Source organism: Mesorhizobium sp. M1C.F.Ca.ET.210.01.1.1 (genome assembly GCF_004791585.1).
GTDB lineage: Bacteria > Pseudomonadota > Alphaproteobacteria > Rhizobiales > Rhizobiaceae > Mesorhizobium.
The window spans coordinates 161695-179526 of record NZ_SRUU01000002.1 but is presented as its reverse complement, the minus strand read 5'-3'; the positions used below and the strand labels follow the sequence as shown (position 1 = coordinate 179526).

Genomic DNA, 17832 nt, shown 5'->3' with positions numbered 1-17832 from the left:
CCCTGGCGCATTAGTCGCCCTCGTCCTCGTAGCCCACCAGATGCAGCGGCCTTGCAGCAATGCCCTCAAGCTCGCACCAGCGCACCAGCGCTTCCTCGCGGCCATGCGTCACCCAGACCTCCCCGGCGCCCGTTTCCTTGATTGTTTCGGTCAGTTCGTCCCAGTCGCCATGGTCGGAGATGATCAGCGGCAGCTCGACGCCGCCTTGCTTGGCGCGCTGGCGGATGCGCATCCAGCCCGAGGCGAAGCAGGAGATCGGATCGGCGAAGCGCCGCGCCCAGCGGTCGGCGAAGGCGGCCGGCGGGCCGACGACGATGGCCCCGGCGAAATCGGCCTTGCTGCCGCTCTCGACCGTCGCCGGTTGCAAGGCACCCAGATCGATGCCCTGGCTCTGGTAGTATTCGCTGAGCTTGGCCAGCGCGCCGTGGATATAGACCGGCCGGTCATAGCCGGCATCGCGAAGAAGTCGCATCACGCGCTGCGCCTTGCCGAGCGCATAGGCGCCGACCAGATGCGAGCGCTCGGGAAATTGCGCCGCCGACTTGAGCAGCCGGCCGATCTCCGCGCTGTCCGGCGGATGCCGGAACACCGGCAGTCCGAAGGTCGCCTCGGTGATGAAGACATCGCAGGGCACCGGCTCGAAGGGCTGGCAGGTGGCGTCCTTCTGGCGCTTGTAGTCGCCGGAGGCGACGATGCGCATGCCCTGGTGCTCGACCGCGATCTGAGCCGAGCCAAGCACATGCCCGGCTGGATGGAAGGTGACGGAGACGCCGTTGATATCGATCGTCTCGCCGAGAACGGCGGCCTGCGTGGTGCCGGCAAAATCCTCGCCGTAACGCAGCCCCATGATGTCGAGCGTCTGACGCGTCGCAAGCACCGAGCGGTGGCCGGAGCGCGCATGGTCGGAATGGCCGTGCGTGATGAGCGCCCGGCCAACCGGCCGCACCGGGTCGATGAAGAAATCGCCGGGCGGGCAGAATAGTCCTTCCGGGCGGGACTTGAGCAGGTCGCTGGCGCGCATGTCGTGAAGATAATGGCTAAATTCGCCGCGGGAAGCCTGTTGCAAAAGACTGCTGACTCATCCTACACGCTGCCGCCGGCTCGATCGCCGGCGGGATCCTTGAACCATGAAGCCGCTTCAGGCCTCGTCCGGCGACTTGACCGCCGATCGTCGCGCCGACTTCGCCGAGATGCTGTTCGCCTCCCGCGAGCCGGCGCAGGCTGCGGAGCTTTTGCTCGGCGCCTTGGAACTGGCGCCGCAATGGGCGGCGGGCTGGTTTCGCCTCGGTGAAATGCAAGAGGCGGCCGGCTTTCTCGACCAGTCCGCCCAGGCCTGGACGATGGCGTTGAGGCTCGATCCGGCGGATCGGCTGGGCGCCGCGCTCAAGCTGCAATTGATCGGCCATGCGCCGACGGCGGCGGCTCCGCCCAGCGCTTTCGTCGAGACCCTGTTCGACCACTATGCCGACGGTTTCGAGGCGGCGCTGGTCGAGAAGCTTGGCTACCGGATGCCCGACTTTCTCGACCGGGCAGTTCGCGCGGCAAGGCCGGATCGCTTTCGGCTCGCCATCGACCTCGGCTGCGGCACCGGCCTGATGGGTGAAAGGCTGCGCCCGATCGTGGATCGGCTGGAAGGCTGCGACATCTCGGCCGGCATGTTGAGGAAGGCGCGCGCCAAGGGCATCTACGACCGGCTTTCGAAGGCGGACCTTCAGCATTTTTCCCATGCCGGCGTGAAAGCCGACCTTGTGGTCGCGGCCGACGTGTTCATCTATGTCGGCGCGCTGGAGCGCATCGTCGGGGCGATTGCCGACGCCCTCACCGATGACGGCATGTTTGCGTTCTCGGTCGAGACACTTGCCGACAGCGATGACTTTGCCCTGCTGCCGTCGCGGCGCTACGCGCACTCCGAAGCCTACGTGCGGCGCGTTCTCGCCTCCAGCGGTTTTTCCGTGCTGTCGCTGGAGAGCACGACCATCAGGCATGATCGCGACGAGCCGGTAGGTGGGTTGGCTATTGTGGCCGGGAGGCGCCATGTGGCGTGAAGGATCGCCGATGTTCGTGTTGAATCCTCTGCTGCGAAAAAGCCCGAATCGCGTGACGAGGTTGTGCGGAGCAATTCCAGGAAAAGTGTGGAACGGTTTTCCGTCCGGAATTGCGGAAATGAAGGGTGGGGCGGATACCGCACGGAGGGATACCATGCGCTGGAACATGGTGGTGTTGGCATCTTGCCTGATGACGGCTGGTTGCGTCGGCGGCACCTCGATGGCCGAACGCCAGGATGAGAACGTCCAGTCCTCGCTGCAATATGACAGTGTGCCCTGCGATCAACTGCTGGCGCAGCGCAATCACGTGGCGCAGCAAAACAACCTGCCGATCACCGCCAAGCCGACTTTCTCCAACCCGGCCATGGGCTTCGGTCCGTTCATGCCGGACATGCGCTCCAAGGCGCAGCGCGACACCGACAAGGCGAGCGGCGAGATCGACGCCATGAGCCGCTCGATCGACCGCCGCGACTGCGGCAAGCCGAAGAAGAAGGACAAGTTCGAACTGCCCGGCTCGAAGCCTTCTTCTCCGCCTCAATAGCCCGCTTCGCGGTCCACCAGGTTTTCCAGCTTTTCGCCGCGCTCGAAGGCCGCCATCTGCTTGAGCATGATCGGCACCAGGTGCGTGGGGTCCGAGGTCGCCGCCGCGTGCGGCGTGACGAACACTTTCGGATGGCTCCACAGCGGGCTCGTCTTCGGCAGTGGCTCGACCTCGAACACGTCGAGGCTCGCTTCCTTCAGCGTGCCGTCATTCAGCGCGCGCAGGATGTCGGCATCCTTCTGCAAACGCCCGCGCCCGGCATTGATCAGCACAGCGCCGCCGAGGCCGTTGCGCCTGCGCAATTCCTTCAGCACGCCGTAATTGATGATGCCTTGCGTGTTGGGGGTGAGCGGCAGCAGCACCACCAGGATGTCGGTGGCGTTGAGGAAGGGGACCAGGCCGTTCTCTCCCGAATAGCTCGAAACGCCCTTCATCGGCCGCTCGGTACGCGACCAGCCATTCACCGCGAAACCGAGTGACAAAAGCACCGAGGCAGCGGCGCGGCCGAGATTGCCGAGACCCATGATGCCGACAGAGATGTCTTCCGCCGGTCGCTGCGGCAGCTCGCGCCAAATCTTCTTCTGCTGTTGCGCGCGGTAGTGCCTGCTCTGGCGATGGTGGTCGAGCACCCGCCAGACGACATATTCGGTCATGTGTTGGGTGAGGTTGTCGGCGACGACCCTGACAATCGGCACGTCGGGCAGACCTGGGTCGGCGAAGATGTGGTCCACGCCGGCGCCAATCGAGAAGATGGCGCGCAGGTTGGGCAGCGACGACAAGAGGTTGGGCTTCTGCTTCCACACCACCGCATAGGAGATCGAGGGATCGCCGGGGCCGTCCGGCTCCAGCACCACCTCGCGCTCGGCCGAAAGCAGTTCGCGCCAGCGCTGCGGGTGAAAGCCGGTGAGGGCAAGCAGGATTTTGCCTTTTTCCATTCGCGGATTTCTTTCCAGTTATTGAAGCCCCGGCGAGCCTACTGGCTGACCACTCCGGTCGGTGCCGTCTCGATCCGGAAGGCGGCCGAGATCAGCGCCCTTGTATAGTCGGTCTGCGGGCTGCCGAAAATCTGTTCGGACGGGCCGGCCTCGACGACCTGCCCATTGCGCATGACGATGACGTCGTTGGCAAGGGCGCGGATGACCTTCAGGTCGTGGCTGATGAAGAGATAGGCGAGATTGTGCTTGGCCTGCAGATTGCGCAAAAGGTCGACTACCTGCGCCTGTACGCTCATGTCGAGGGCCGAGGTCGGCTCGTCGAGCATGACGAAGCGCGGGTTGAGCACCATGGCGCGCGCAATGGCGACGCGCTGGCGCTGGCCGCCCGAGAATTCATGCGGATAGCGGTGGCGCGTTTCGGGATCGAGGCCGACCTCGTTCAGCACTTCGACGACCTTGTCGTCGCGCTGGTCGGGCGAGAGTTTCGGCGCGTGGATCTTCAGCCCTTCCTCGATGATCTCGGCGACTGACATGCGCGGGCTCAAGGATCCGAACGGGTCTTGGAAGACGATCTGCAGCTCGCGCCTCAGCGGCCGCATGGCGCTGAAGGAAAGCTGGTTGATGTCGCGCCCATCGAAACGAATCGTGCCCGTCGACGAGATCATCCTCGCCAAGGCCAGCCCGAGCGTCGTCTTGCCGGAACCGGATTCGCCGACGACGCCGAGCGTCTGGCCGGCGCGCACCGTGACGTCGATGCCGTCCACCGCCTTCACATGGTCGACGGTGCGGCGGAAGAAGCCGCGCTTGATCGGGAACCAGACCTTGATGTCCTCGCCGGTCATCACCGCCTTGGCATCGGCATTGGCCGCCGGCGGCTTGCCCTTCGGCTCGGCGGCCAGCAGGTGCTTGGTATAGGCGTGCTTTGGGTTGGCGAAGATCTCCTTGGTCGGTCCGGTCTCGACTATTCTGCCCTTGGTCATCACGCAGACGCGGTCGGCAATTTTTCTCACGATGCCGAGGTCGTGGGTGATGAAGAGCATCGACATACCCTTGCGGCGCTTCAGGTCGGCCAGCAGTTCGAGGATCTGCGCCTGCACGGTGACGTCGAGCGCCGTCGTCGGCTCGTCGGCGATCAACAGTTCCGGCTCGTTGGCCAAGGCCATGGCGATCATGACACGCTGGCGCTGGCCGCCGGAGAGCTGGTGCGGATAGGCGTCGAGCCGCTTCTGCGGATCGCGTATGCCGACCTCGGTGAGCAGTTCCAGCACGCGCGCCCGCGCCTGCCTGTCGCCGAGGCCCTGATGCAGCTTCAATACCTCGACGATCTGCTGCTCGATCGTATGCAGCGGATTGAGCGAGGTCATCGGCTCCTGGAAGATCATGGTGATCTTGTTGCCGCGCACGCCGCGCAAGGTTTTTTCGTTGGCGTCGAGCAGATCGGCGCCGTGGAACAGGATTTTTCCCGACGGATGGCTGGCCGAGGGGTAGGGCAGGAGCTTCAGCACCGAGAGCGCCGAAACCGATTTGCCGGATCCGGATTCGCCGACCAGCGCCAGCGTCTCGCCCTTGGCGATGTCGAAGGAGATGTGGTCGACGGCCATCGACTGCTTGCCGCCTTGCGCGAAGGCGACGCTCAGATCACGGACGGAAAGCAGGTGCTCGCTCATTTGAACGTCTTGCGCGGATCGAAGGCGTCGCGCGTCGCCTCGCCGATGAAAACCAGCAGCGACAGCATCAGCGAGATCACGATGAAGCCGGAAATGCCTAGCCAGGGCGCGTTGAGATTGCGCTGCGCCTGCTTCAGCAGCTCGCCGAGCGAGGCCGAGCCGGGCGGCAGGCCGAAGCCGAGATAGTCGAGCGAGGTCAGCGTCGAGATCGAGCCTGAGAGCAGGAAGGGCAGGAAGGTCAGCGTCGCTACCATGGCGTTGGGCAGCAGGTGGCGGAACATGATGGTCAGGTTGGGCACGCCGAGCGCGCGTGCCGCGTTGACATATTCGAAGTTGCGCGCGCGCAGGAACTCGGCGCGCACGACGCCGACCAGCGCCACCCAGGAGAACAACAGCATCAGGCCGAGCAGGATAAAGAAGCCGGGCGGCAGGATCGCCGAGACGATCAGCAGCAGATAGAGCACCGGGATCGCCGACCAGATCTCGATGAAGCGCTGGAACAGAAGGTCGGTCCAGCCGCCGAAATAGCCTTGCACGGCACCCGCCGCGACGCCGATCAGCGAGGAGCCGAGCGTCAGGATCAATCCGAACAGCACCGAGATGCGGAAACCGTAGAGCACGCGCGCCAGCACGTCGCGCGCCTGGTCGTCGGTGCCAAGCCAGTTCCAGTTGCCGACGATGCAGTTGGGATCGGCCTCGCCTTGCGGATACTGGTTGCAGCGCGCCTTCTTGTCGTAGAGCCAGGACGGCTTGGCGGGTGCTGCTTCCGGAATGGCGTTGTTGACGGTCTGGTAGGAATAGCGCACCGGCGGCCAGATCATCCAGCCATTGGCATTGATCTCGTCCTGGATCACCGGATCGCGATAGTCGGTGACGGCATAGAAGCCGCCGAACTTCTCTTCCGGATAGGCCACCAGCACCGGGAACAGGATCTCGCCCTTGTAGGAGGCGATGATCGGCTTGTCGTTGGCGATCAGCTCGGAAAACAGCGACAACACGAAGAGCAGGAGGAAGATCCACAGCGACCAGTAGCCGCGCCGGTTCGCCTTGAAGTTCTGCAGCCGCCGCTGGTTGAGCGGCGAGAGCCATGGCCGGGCCGGCCGGCTCGCTGTCGTCTCGGCGGCAGCTTGCGCCATCAGATGTCTCTCCGCTCGAAATCGATGCGCGGATCGACCCAGGTGTAGATCAGATCCGACAGCAGGCCGACGAACAGGCCGAGCAGCGAGAAGATGTAGAGATTGGCGAACACCACCGGATAGTCGCGGTCGATTACCGACTTGAAGCCGAGCAGGCCGAGGCCGTCGAGCGAGAAGATGTTCTCGATCAGCAGCGAGCCGGTGAAGAAGGCCGAGATGAAGGCGCCGGGAAAGCCGGCGATGACGATCAGCATGGCGTTGCGGAAGACATGGCCGTAGAGCACCTTGCGCTCCGACAGGCCCTTGGCCCGCGCCGTCACCACATACTGCTTGCGGATCTCCTCGAGGAAGGAGTTCTTGGTGAGCAGCGTTGTCGTGGCGAAGGCCGACAGCACAAGTGCGGTGAGCGGCAGCGTCATGTGCCAGAAATAGTCGATGATCTTGTCCGGCCAGGACAACTGGTCCCAATTGTCGGAAACGATGCCACGCAGCGGAAACCAGTCCCAGAACGAGCCGCCGGCAAACAGCACCATCAAAAGGATGCCGAACAGGAAGCCGGGAATGGCGTAGCCGACGATCACCACGCCGCTGGTCCAGACGTCGAAGGTCGAGCCGTCCTGCACCGCCTTGCGGATGCCGAGCGGGATCGAGATCAGGTAGGACAACAGCGTGATCCACAGCCCGATCGAGATCGACACCGGCATCTTTTCCAGGATCAGGTCGAGCACCGAGATGTCGCGGAAATAGCTGTCGCCGAAATCGAAGCGGCTATAGTTCCACAACATCATGCCGAAGCGCTCGAGCGGCGGCTTGTCAAAGCCGAACTGCTTTTCCAGCTTCTTGATGAATTCGGGATCCAGCCCCTGCGCGCCGCGGTATTTCGAGCTGACATCGCCGGCGACATCGAAATTGGTGGTGTTGGTGCCGGCGTCTCCACCGCCGCCGCCGAGGCGGTCGGTGCCGCCCTGGTTGGTCAGCCTGGCGATGACCTGCTCGACCGGGCCGCCCGGCGCGAACTGGATGACCGCGAAGGAGATCGCCATGATGCCGAACAGCGTCGGGATCATCAGAAGGATGCGGCGCAGGATATAAGCGCCCATCAGGCAGCCGGCCCTGCATGAAGGGGAATGTCAGGCTTTGCCAATTTTTGCCGCCTTGCCCTTGTCGACCCACCACAGCGCCTCGACCGGAAAGCCGAAATCAGGTTTCTGCTCGGGAAAGCCGAACATATCCCAATAGGCGCTTCGGTGATTCGCCAGATACCAACTTGGAATCCAATCGCGCCGAGCGCGCAAGACCCGGTCGAGCGCCCGCATGGCGATTGTCAGGCTCTCGCGATCGTTGGCGGCGCCGACGGCATCGACCAGCGCGTCGATCGCGGGGCTCGCTGTGCCCGGCAGGTTGCGCGAGCCTGAAACGGAGGCGCTTCGTGAATGGAAGAAGATTTCGAGGTCGTCGCGGGTCGGCGTCGCGCTGAGGGAGAAAGCCGCCGAAATGAGGTCGTAGTCGAATGTGCTCTGGCGCAATTGATACTGCGCGGCATCGACCAGCCGGATGGAGGCGTCGATGCCGACTGCCTTCATATTTTCGACCCAGGGCGAGTAAATCTGCAAGAACGCTTCGTCGTCGACGAGGATCTCCGCCGATAGGCGTCCGCCCTTGTCGTTGACGGCGAAATCGCCGGATCGCTTCCAACCGGCCTCGGCGAGAAGCTTGACCGCCTTGCCCAGCAACTGGCGGTCGCGCCCAGAGCCGTTCGACACGGCCTGGGTCACGGCTTCGCCGAAAGTCTCGGGTGGGATCTGGTCCCGCAGCGGTTCCAACAGGGCCAATTCCTGCGGCGACGGCATGCCTTCGGCGCGAAAGTCCGACTTTTCGAAGCAGGATTGCGAGCGCTCATAGGAGCCGTAGAAGAAATTGCGACGCGTCCATTCGAAGTCGAAGCAAAGCCCGATCGCCTGCCGCACGCGCGGGTCGCGGAACTGTTCGCGGCGCTGGTTGACGGCAGTGGCTTGCATCGACGGCAATTTCTCGGCCGGGAATTCGTGCTTGACCACCTTGCCGGCCGTGACGGCGGGAAAATCGTAGCCAGTCGCCCAGACGCGCGAAACGGATTCCTCCTTGTAGAGGATCTCACCCTTCTTGAACGCTTCGAACGCGGCATTGCGGTTCTGGTAGAACTCGACGCGAATGCGCTGGAAATTGTTCTGCCCGCGATTGACCGGAAGATCGTTGCCCCAATAGTCGGCCACCCGCTCGTATTCGATCCATGCGCCGGCCGACCAGCGGCCGACCTTGTAGGCGCTTGAACCCAATGGAGGGTTCATTTGCGATGAATCGAAGGGATTGGCAGTATAGAAGGCTTTCGACAGGATCGGGAATCCGACGACATTGAGAATGGTGCGGGCCGACTGCTTGCCGGAGAATTTGAGCTCGAGCGTGTGGGCGTCCACCGCCACCGCATCCACCAGATGCGTCAGCGACAGCGAATAGTCCGGGTGCCCCTTGTCCTTCAGCAGCTTGAAGGTGAAAGCGGCATCGTCGGCTGTCAGCGGCGTGCCGTCATGGAAGCGGGCCTGCGGGCGCAGCGAAAAGGTGAAGCTGTTGCGGTCGTCGGAAATCATCACATTTTCGGCGATCAGCCCGTAGACGGCGTCGGGCTCGTCGAGCGCCCTGACCATCAGCGCATCGAAGCACATTTCCATGCGCTGCGGCGCATCTCCCTTCGGGACGAATGAATTCAGCGTGCTGAAGGTCAGCGGGGTCTGGTTCGTGCTCCAGTTGAACGGCAGGAAGTTGAACGTTCCGCCTTGCGGCGCGTCCGGATTGACATAGTCGAAATGCGCGAAATCCGCCTTGTATTTCAAATCCCCGAAAGCCGACAGGCCGTGCATCTTCACCTCGGTCGGAATGGCGGCAAAGACCTTGCCGGGAAGCAGCGCCGAGGCCGCCGTTGCGGCGCCGAGCGCCAGGAAGTCCCGACGAGGGAGCAACCCGTGCCGCCCCATCAGTTGAGCCCCTTGTACTTGGCGGCCAGCGCCTTCTCCTTCGCCGTGTCGATCCACCAGGAATCGATATCGGCGCCGCGGTAGCTGGGCTGCTTTTCCGGCATGCCGAACTTGTTCCAATAGGCAAGCCAAACCACCGCGCGGTGGTATTGCGGCACGGTGTAGTAATTCCACAACAGCACCCGATCCAGCGCATGGGTGGCGGCGACGAGATCGTCGCGATCGGTGGCGAAGATGATGTGGTCGACCAGTGCGTCGACGACCGGGTTCTTGATGCCGGAATAGTTGCGCGATCCGGGCGAGTCCGCCGCCTTCGAGCTCCAGAAGTCGCGCTGCTCGTTCCCAGGCGATTCCGATTGCAGGAGTATGCTGGTGATGACGTCGTAGTCGAAATTGTTGACGCGGTTGATGTACTGCGTCTGGTCGATGATCCGCAGCGTCGCGTCGACGCCGATCTTGCGCAGGTTGGCGATCCAGGGACCGGCGATGACCTGGTCGGTGTCGTTCGAGCCGAGTATTTCGAACTTGAACGGCGCGCCGGTCTTGGCGTTCACCATCTTGCCGCCCTTGATCACCCAGCCGGCCTTGGCAAAGAGGTCGACAGCCTGCTTCAGATATTTGCGTTCGGCTTGCGGTGAATCGTAGACCGGCAGCTGGAATTCCTGCGTGAACAGCTCCGGCGGCAGCTTGTCGCGATACTTCTCCAGGATTTCGAGCTCCTTGCCTTGCGGCAGCCCGCTCGACGCCAGTTCCGTGCCCCCGAAATAGCTGTGGGTGCGCGTGTTCGAATTGTAGAACAGCGTGCGGTTCATCGTCTCGAAGTCGAACGGATAGGTCAGCGCGGCGCGTACCAGCCGATCCTGGAACAGCGGCCGCCGCTGGTTGAGCACGAAAGCCTGCATCGGCTCGGACGAGGTTGTCTTGAATTCTTTTTTGACCACGTCTCCGGCGCTAACCGCCGGGAAGTTGTAGGCCGTCGCCCAGCGCCGCGAGCTGTTTTCCGGTTTGATGTCGTCGAGCCCGCCCTTCTTGAACGCCTCCCAACTGGCATTGTCGTCGAGGATGTAGGTGAAGCGCTGGCTGTCGAAATTCTCGCGACCGATCTTCACCGGCAGCTTGCCGCCCCAATAATCGGGCACGCGCTGCCAGACGATTTCCGAGCCGGGTTTGAAGCTGGCGATCTTGTAGGCGGCCGAGCCCAGCGGCGGCTCCAGCGTCGGCCTGGTGATGTCGCGCTTCTTGCCGCTGGCGTCCGTGCCTTCCCACCAGTGCTTCGGCAGCACGACGAGGTCGCCGAGGATCTTCGGCAGTTCCCGATTGCCCTTCTGGTTGAAATGGAACTCGACCTCGCGATCCGAGAGGGCGACCGCTTCGGTCACGTTCTCGAAATAGCGGTTGTACATCGGGCTGTTGGCCTTGAGCACCTGGAACGACCAGACCACGTCGTCGACGGTGATCGGCTGGCCGTCGTGCCATTTGGCGCGCGGGTCGAGCCGGTAGGTCGCCGACGAATAGTCCGACGGGTATTTATAGGCCTCGGCGACCAGCGGATGGCTGACGCTGCCCTCGTCCTGTGCCTGTTCCATCAGCGTGTCGTAGAGCAGCCCGCCGCCGAACGGCACGAAGCCGGCGGCCGGCGATCCCTGCACGATATAAGGATTGAAGCTGTCGAAAGTGCCGGTAACCACGGAGTTGTAGGTTCCGCCCTTCGGCGCATTCGGATTGACGTAGTCGTAGTGCTGGAAATTCTCGCCGTATTTGGAAGGGCCGATCAGCGAGGAGGTGGTGTGCCATTCGTCGGCGGCACCGGCCGGCAGGCTGGCTGCAAGGGCGAACGCCAGCATCGATGCGAAAAGTGCCGTCGATGGGAAAAGTCTCCGGGAGCGGCCAACCGTCATGCGTTCTCCTCGTCGCGAGCAGTACCCACCGGCAATCTAGATCATTTGACGCCGGTGAAAACCGCAAGGGCGGTCTTTGTCGCCCAATATGCGGCTTTCCTAACAGAAAAGCCGGGACGAACCCGGCTTTTCCAAGGTGTCACAATGACAAATTGTTTATTGAGCGGGAGCGGCCGGCTTGGCCGGAGCAGCGCCTTCGGCCGGTTTCGCCGGTGCGGCACCTTCCGCCGGCTTGGCTTCGGCCGAAGCGCCGGCCTGCGGCAGCGGCTTTGGATTGTCCGACAGCGTGCGCAGGTAGGCGATCACGTTGGCCCGGTCCTCGTCCTTCGGCAGGCCGGCGAAGCCCATCGCCGTGCCCTTCACGAACTTCTTCGGCGAGGTGATGAAGTGGTTGAGGTTGTCGTAGGTCCATTTCTCGGCGCCGCCCTTGGAAAAATCCTTCATGCCGGCCGAATAGGCGAAGCCCTCATGCTCGGCGACGGGCCGGTCGACGATGTCCCAGAGATCCGGACCGACCTTGTTGGGGCCGCCCTTCTCGCCGGAATGGCAGGCCTGGCACTTCTTGAAGATGGCGGCGCCCGCCTCGGCATTGGCGGTGGCGAGAAGGTCGGCGATCGGCTTGGCTTCCGCGGCCGGGGCAGCTGCGCCACCGCCTTCGGTCGGCTCCTGAGCCTCGATGGCGAAACCGGGCTTTTCGGGTGCAGGCGAAGCGAACAGCGCGTTCGACACGATGCCCACGGAAAAGACCACGAAGCAGGTTCCGAGGAATCCGCCGAGCAGCTTGTTGACTTCGTTGGAATCCATACGCCCCTTGCTCCCTGTTCCGGCGGACCGTCCCGTCCACACCGTCCGTCGGTATCGAAGGCCCGCAAGGGCCAGTCAAATCGGGCGGAAACTAGGTCTTTTGCTTCGGCGTTGCAACACCTATAAGGGCGCTTCCAGTGAGACGTTTTGCCACTTTCCACCCGCGTTCCCGGCCGCCCTGAAAGTCCCATGTCGACATTGATCCTGATCCCCGCCCGCATGGCCTCGACGCGCCTGCCGGGCAAGCCGCTGGCCGACATCGCCGGCGTGCCGATGATCGTCCATGTTGCCCGCCGCGCCGCCGAGGCGGGACTTGGCCGCGTGGTGGTGGCGACCGACACCGAAGCGGTTGCAACGGCAGTCCGCGAGCATGGATTCGACGCGGTGATGACGCGCGCGGACCACGAATCCGGCTCCGACCGCATCTTCGAGGCGCTCACCGCCCTCGATCCGGAGAAAAAGGTCGAGACGATCGTCAACGTCCAGGGCGACCTGCCGACCATCGATCCTGAGATCATCGGCGCGTCGCTCCGGCCGTTCCAGGACAGCGCGGTCGATATCGCCACGCTCGGCGTCGAGATCGTCCGCGACGAGGAAAAGACCAATCCGAACGTCGTCAAGATCGTCGGCTCGCCGCTCTCCGCGACGAGGCTAAAGGCGCTCTATTTCACCCGCGCCACGGCGCCGTGGGGCGAGGGCCCGCTCTATCACCACATCGGCCTCTACGCCTACCGCCGCGCCGCGCTCGAACAGTTCGTGGCGCTGAAGCCGTCGCCCCTGGAGCGCCGCGAACGGCTGGAGCAGCTGCGGGCACTGGAAGCCGGCATGCGCATCGACGCCGAGATCGTCAAGTCGCTGCCGCTCGGCGTTGACACGCCCGACGACCTCGAGCGCGCTAGGAAGATCCTTTCAAACTGAGACATCCCAATGCCTGAAAAGACCAACAGAATCTCCTTCCAGGGTGAGCCGGGCGCCAATTCCGACACCGCCTGCCGCAACATGTTCCCCTCGATGGAGCCGTTGCCCTGTCCGACCTTCGAGGACGCCTTCAACGCGGTCGAGACCGGCAAGGCCGAGCTTGCGATGATCCCGATCGAGAACACGATCGCGGGCCGTGTCGCCGACATCCATCACCTGCTGCCGGAATCGCGCCTGCACATCGTCGGCGAGTATTTCCTGCCGATCCATTTCCAATTGATGGTCCTGCCGGGCGTCAAGCGCGAAGAGATCAGGACCGTGCACAGCCATATCCACGCACTAGGCCAGTGCCGAAAATACATCCGCAAGAACGGCTGGAAGCCTGTGGTCGCCGGCGACACGGCCGGGTCGGCGAAGATGGTCTCCGAGGTCAGGGACCGCACCATGGCCGCGCTGGCGCCGGCGCTCGCCGCGGAGCTCTACGGTCTCGACATCATCGAGAAGAATGTCGAGGACACCGACTCCAACGTCACCCGCTTCGTGGTGCTGACCAAGAACAAGCAATGGGCCGAACGTCCTTCGCCGGACGCCAAGATGATGACCACCTTCATCTTCCGTGTCCGCAACGTGCCGGCCGCGCTCTACAAGGCCATGGGCGGCTTCGCCACCAACGGCATCAACATGACCAAGCTCGAGAGCTACCAGCTCGGCGCCTTCACCGCGACGCTGTTTTATGCCGATATCGAAGGCCACCCCGACGATCCGCTGGTCAAGCTGGCGCTCGACGAATTGCGCTTCTTCTCGCGCGAGATGCGCATCCTCGGCGTCTATCCGGCGAGCGCATCGCGTGAGCAGTGGAAGGTCGCGGACTGAAGCTGGTTCTTCCGGCCAGCCAACTGGAGCCTTCGTCCAAAGCGTAGACGTCCGCGCCAATCTAGGACGTTGTCGACCTCAGCCAAAGCCGAGCGGCACGTAGTCGATTTCCATGAACGCCTCGACCTCGGGCACCCAGCGGTCGCGCACGAACGCCACGTGGTCGGGATGCTCGTTGTAGCGCGTGTAGGCGGCCTGGTCGGCGAACTCCATCGAGAAGCCGAACTGATAGTCGTTCTTGGGACTGACCTGGCGCAGCTGCTCGAAATGCGTCACGCCTTTGATCCCGCTGAGGATCTTCTTGGCATCGTGGAGGAACCGCTTTGTCTCCAGCGAATGCGGCGGATGCTTCAGCGTGAACACGACGGTATGACGGATCATTTTCGGCTCCTGCTCCTATTCGCTGTCCACCCAGGCGCGGATGAGATGGTGGGCGATCGCCCCTTTCGGCGGCGTGATCAGTTCGCCGGGATGGGTTCTCTCCAGCATCGAGCGCACCTCGTCGCGGAAGAACCAGCGGCAGTCCTCGAGCTCGTTGAGGTCGGCCTGAATATCCTCGTTGAGCGGCTCGCCGAAGCAGCCGATCATCAGCGAATAGGGAAACGGCCAGGGCTGGCTGGCGTGATAGACGACGCGGCCGAGCCGGATCCCGGCCTCTTCCAGCGTCTCGCGGCGCACCGCCGCCTCGATCGTCTCGCCGGGCTCGATGAAGCCGGCAAGGGCCGAATACATGCCCGCCGCGAAATGCCGGCCGCGCCCGAGCAGGCATTTGTCGCGCGTCACCGTCAGCATGATCGCCACCGGATCGGTGCGCGGGAAATGGTCGGTGCCGCAGGCCGGGCAGTGGCGCCTGTAGCCGCCGGCGCGCATTTCCGAGCGGTTGCCGCATTTCGAGCAGAAGCCATGGCTGGCGTGCCAGGCGAGCAGCGCCGCACCTTGCGCCAGCGCCCCGGCCGCCGCCTCATCGATCAGACCCTGCATGTAGACCGAGCGGTAGTCGATCGCCTTCATCGTTTCCGGCAGGTTGTCCGGCTCGATGCCGGCGGGCACCGCAAGCACCGGGCCGTTCTCGGAAAAGCCGAGCAGCACACCGCGGTCGAGCGCGGCCTCGAAGGCCTGGCTTTCCGCGGCCTCGAACCATGGGTCGAAACTGCCGTCGCTGAGTTTCAGATAAAGCCTGCCGCCATGCATCAGCATCAGCCGCGCCGATCGCTCGGCAAGCGCCTTCTCGACCGCGTCGTCGGCACGGTTTTCCGATTGCCGGTCGATCTGGTTGCCGGCGAAGCCGACGAACTGGCTCGGCTCGCGCAATGGCGCGTCAAACAGGCGAAAGCTCATGGGACTCGGGGAGGACACAGGGTGAACACTGGTCGGCTTATAGCGCTGCCTTGATCGTTTCGGCAAACCGGTGGAGTTCGGGGCGTTGATAGGGCTCGCGCATGCCGTGCCCCCAGACCGGCCCCGGCCAGCCGGGGTCGCCTTCGGTGCGGGCGATGACATGGACATGCAGCTGGCGCACGATGTTTCCGAGCGCGCCCGTATTGATCTTGGTGCAGCCGGTCACCCTCTTCAGCGCCTGCGCCACCATATTGGTCTCGAAGGTCAGCATCGCCTGGTCGAGCGGCGTCATGTCGTGCAGTTCCTCGATGCCAGGCCGCTGCGGCACCAGGACCAGCCACGGCCAGCGGCGATCGTTCATCAGCCGAAGCTCGCAAAGGCCGAGCCACATGAGCTGCTCACTGTCCGCCTCCAATCGGGCGTCCAGCGTGAATCCGGCCTTGAGGCCAGGCAGCATGGGCGTTTCCTTCGCTTTTCTAATATTCTCCAAACCGGGGAACGCTAGAGCGGCGGCAAGGTGGCTGCAAGCGAATCATTGGCCGCTATTGTGGATTTGAAGGCTTTGTCGCCCGCACGGCGCGGCCGGTCATTCACCACGACCCTTGCATTTCGCCGCTGAATTGCCGATATGGAGCGCGGGAGGTTGGTGGTGGACGATCCACTCGCCAACCGGGTCAGGTCCGGAAGGAAGCAGCCCTAACGAGCCCGGAACGGGTCATTGTTCCAGCCTCCCGCCTCTTCGCCTTTCTCCCGCGACATTGACGGCGCCGAGCCGTGCGGGCGAGACTATGCGCAGGAATCGGCCGCCTGCGGTCCTTGGAGCTTTTGACGGCGGATGAGCGAAGCCGGAAATTTGGGGCCAAAAAATCCGGAGACGGAAAAGGCCGGCGCCTATCGCGTGCTGGCGCGCAAATATCGCCCCTCGAACTTCTCCGAGCTGATCGGCCAGGAGCCGATGGTCCGCACGCTGACCAACGCCTTCGCCACCGGCCGCATCGCCCAGGCCTGGATGCTGACCGGCGTGCGCGGCGTCGGCAAGACGACGACGGCGCGCATCCTCGCGCGAGCCCTGAACTATAAGACGGCAACCGTCGACCAGCCCTCGGTCGACCTGTCGATTCCCGGCGAGCACTGCCAGGCGATCATGGAAGGCCGTCATGTCGACGTCATCGAGATGGACGCCGCCTCCCACACCGGCATCGACGATATCAGGGACATCATCGACCGTGTCCGCTACGCGCCGGTCTCGGCCCGCTACAAGGTCTACATCATCGACGAAGTGCACATGCTCTCCACCCAGGCCTTCAACGGCCTGTTGAAGACGCTGGAAGAGCCGCCGCCGCACGTCAAATTCATCTTCGCCACCACCGAGATCCGCAAGGTGCCGATCACGGTCCTGTCGCGCTGCCAGCGCTTCGACCTGAGGCGCATCGACGCCGGCGCGCTCGTCGCACATCTTTCCTCGATCGCCGCCAAGGAAGGCATTTCCGTCGACGACGAGGCGTTGGCGATGATTGCCCGCGCCGCCGAAGGCTCGGCGCGCGATTCGCTCTCCATCCTCGATCAGGCGATCGCCCATGGCAGCGGCGCCGTCAGCGCCGAGGCGGTACGCGCCATGCTGGGCTTGGCCGACCGCGCCCGCATCATCGACCTGTTCGAGCATGTGATGAAGGGTGACGTGGCGGCGGCTCTGGCCGAATTCCGTGCGCAATACGACACAGGCGCCGATCCTGCAGCCGTGCTCACCGATCTTGCCGAGTTCAACCACCTCGTCACCCGGCTGCGCTTCGTGCCGGCCGCGGCCGACGACGCTTCGCTCTCCGAGGACGAGCGCCGACGCGGCGCCGAATTCGCCAGCGCGCTGTCGGTGCGCGTGCTGGCTCGGACCTGGCAGATGCTGCTCAAGGGCATCCCCGAGGTGCAGTCCTCGAACCGCCCGGTCAGCGCCGGCGAGATGGTGCTGATCCGGCTGGCGCACGCCGCCGACCTGCCGACGCTGGACGAGGCGCTGAAATCGCTGGAAGGCGCCGCAACGGTGCCGAACGGCGCGCCGCGCGCCAACGGCGCGCCGGCCGGCAATGGCGGCGGCGCAAGCGCTGTGGCGCAGGCCCGGATGCCGTCCTCCACCGGCGGTGCGCAGACGATGCGGCTGGTCGAGGCGCAGCCAACGCCCGCAGCCTTCGTTCCGGCGCCGGAGCCGGTTGTCGAAACGCCCGCCGTTCCGGTGAAGTCGCTGGCCGATATCGCAGCCCTTGCCGACGCCAACCGCGACATCGCCTTCAAGGTGCTCTTGAAGCGCTGCGTGCGGCTGGTGCGCGTCGAGCCAGGCCGCTTCGACGTCAGCCTGACCGACGATGCGCCCAAGACGCTGCTCAACGATCTGACCGCGAAGCTGCGCGCCTGGACCGGCCGCAACTGGCTGGTCTCGCTGTCGAAGGAACAAGGCGGCCAGACGCTCGCCGAGATGGAGACGACGAAGCGCGAGACCGCCTTCTCGGACGCCAGGAGCGACCCGACGGTCGCCGCTATCCTCGCCCGCTTCCCGGGCGCCAAGATCATCGACGTGCGAATTCCGGATGTCCCGGAAGTGGAAGAGACCGAGGCCGAAGTACCGGTCGAGCCGGCCGCGGATGACGACGAGACCTGAAACAATCTTAGAGGACTACCCG

The 17832-nt window shown here is 64.0% G+C and carries 16 protein-coding genes and 1 other RNA gene; 6 read left to right on the top strand and 11 right to left on the bottom strand.

Annotated elements, in window-relative coordinates; genetic code table 11:
- Window positions 1-10: 10 nt before the first annotated feature.
- Complete coding sequence (locus EN853_RS02970) at window positions 11-1021, bottom strand: ligase-associated DNA damage response exonuclease (protein ID WP_127857960.1); 1011 nt, start codon at window positions 1019-1021, stop codon at window positions 11-13.
- Window positions 1022-1127: 106 nt separating this feature from the next.
- On the opposite strand from EN853_RS02970, the gene EN853_RS02965 reads away from it, so the two are divergent.
- Together EN853_RS02965 and EN853_RS02960 are read left to right on the top strand one after the other, a co-directional pair.
- Window positions 1128-2045, top strand: a complete 918-nt coding sequence (locus EN853_RS02965) for a methyltransferase domain-containing protein (protein ID WP_127857780.1) — start codon at window positions 1128-1130, stop codon at window positions 2043-2045.
- Window positions 2035-2586 (top strand): hypothetical protein, encoded by a 552-nt coding sequence (locus tag EN853_RS02960; RefSeq protein ID WP_245516797.1) that lies wholly within the window; start codon window positions 2035-2037, stop codon window positions 2584-2586. The genes EN853_RS02965 and EN853_RS02960 overlap by 11 nt, the downstream gene beginning before the upstream one ends.
- Here EN853_RS02960 and EN853_RS02955 read toward each other — a convergent pair.
- The 7 genes from EN853_RS02955 to EN853_RS02925 all read right to left on the bottom strand — a co-directional run bounded on the left by EN853_RS02955 (window position 2580) and on the right by EN853_RS02925 (window position 12034).
- The gene (locus tag EN853_RS02955; protein ID WP_127857779.1) at window positions 2580-3521 is read right to left on the bottom strand and encodes a glyoxylate/hydroxypyruvate reductase A; all 942 of its coding nucleotides are present in this window, start codon (window positions 3519-3521) and stop codon (window positions 2580-2582) included. The genes EN853_RS02960 and EN853_RS02955 overlap by 7 nt on opposite strands.
- A 38-nt stretch (window positions 3522-3559) precedes the next feature.
- Complete coding sequence (locus EN853_RS02950; protein ID WP_127857778.1) at window positions 3560-5188, bottom strand: ABC transporter ATP-binding protein; 1629 nt, start codon at window positions 5186-5188, stop codon at window positions 3560-3562.
- A complete protein-coding gene (locus EN853_RS02945) occupies window positions 5185-6324 on the bottom strand; it encodes an ABC transporter permease (RefSeq protein ID WP_127857777.1) in 1140 nt (379 codons plus the stop codon). The genes EN853_RS02950 and EN853_RS02945 overlap by 4 nt, the downstream gene beginning before the upstream one ends.
- Window positions 6324-7424, bottom strand: coding sequence for a microcin C ABC transporter permease YejB (locus tag EN853_RS02940; protein ID WP_127857776.1), 1101 nt, complete (start codon window positions 7422-7424; stop codon window positions 6324-6326). The genes EN853_RS02945 and EN853_RS02940 overlap by 1 nt, the downstream gene beginning before the upstream one ends.
- Before the next feature lie 30 nt (window positions 7425-7454).
- Window positions 7455-9317, bottom strand: coding sequence for an extracellular solute-binding protein (locus tag EN853_RS02935; RefSeq protein ID WP_245516796.1), 1863 nt, complete (start codon window positions 9315-9317; stop codon window positions 7455-7457).
- A gap of 14 nt (window positions 9318-9331) precedes the next feature.
- Window positions 9332-11176, bottom strand: a complete 1845-nt coding sequence (locus EN853_RS02930) for an extracellular solute-binding protein (protein WP_167524364.1) — start codon at window positions 11174-11176, stop codon at window positions 9332-9334.
- A gap of 210 nt (window positions 11177-11386) precedes the next feature.
- Window positions 11387-12034 carry a cytochrome c family protein gene (locus EN853_RS02925; RefSeq protein WP_127857773.1) on the bottom strand — a complete coding sequence of 216 codons (648 nt, stop codon included), beginning with the start codon at window positions 12032-12034 and terminating at the stop codon, window positions 11387-11389.
- 189 nt (window positions 12035-12223) lie between these two features.
- Between EN853_RS02925 and EN853_RS02920 the strand changes: the two genes are divergently transcribed.
- A complete protein-coding gene (locus EN853_RS02920) occupies window positions 12224-12952 on the top strand; it encodes a 3-deoxy-manno-octulosonate cytidylyltransferase (RefSeq protein WP_127857772.1) in 729 nt (242 codons plus the stop codon).
- Between the two features lie 9 nt (window positions 12953-12961).
- Window positions 12962-13825, top strand: coding sequence for a prephenate dehydratase (locus EN853_RS02915; protein WP_127857771.1), 864 nt, complete (start codon window positions 12962-12964; stop codon window positions 13823-13825).
- A 78-nt stretch (window positions 13826-13903) separates the two neighbouring features.
- Here EN853_RS02915 and EN853_RS02910 read toward each other — a convergent pair whose 3' ends face one another.
- From EN853_RS02910 to EN853_RS02900, 3 genes are read right to left on the bottom strand one after another with little or no spacing between them, the layout of a single operon-like run.
- Window positions 13904-14206: a Dabb family protein gene (locus EN853_RS02910; RefSeq protein WP_127857770.1), complete on the bottom strand. Its 303-nt coding sequence runs from the start codon at window positions 14204-14206 to the stop codon at window positions 13904-13906.
- A gap of 15 nt (window positions 14207-14221) precedes the next feature.
- The gene (gene nudC, locus EN853_RS02905; protein WP_127857769.1) at window positions 14222-15163 is read right to left on the bottom strand and encodes an NAD(+) diphosphatase; all 942 of its coding nucleotides are present in this window, start codon (window positions 15161-15163) and stop codon (window positions 14222-14224) included.
- Window positions 15164-15200: 37 nt separating this feature from the next.
- Window positions 15201-15620 (bottom strand): HIT family protein, encoded by a 420-nt coding sequence (locus EN853_RS02900; protein ID WP_127857768.1) that lies wholly within the window; start codon window positions 15618-15620, stop codon window positions 15201-15203.
- A 181-nt stretch (window positions 15621-15801) separates the two neighbouring features.
- Here EN853_RS02900 and ffs point away from each other — a divergent pair.
- Together ffs and EN853_RS02890 are read left to right on the top strand one after the other, a co-directional pair.
- An RNA gene (gene ffs / locus EN853_RS02895) (signal recognition particle sRNA small type) lies at window positions 15802-15898 on the top strand.
- A 100-nt stretch (window positions 15899-15998) separates the two neighbouring features.
- The gene (locus EN853_RS02890; RefSeq protein ID WP_127857767.1) at window positions 15999-17810 is read left to right on the top strand and encodes a DNA polymerase III subunit gamma/tau; all 1812 of its coding nucleotides are present in this window, start codon (window positions 15999-16001) and stop codon (window positions 17808-17810) included.
- Window positions 17811-17832 lie beyond the last annotated feature (22 nt).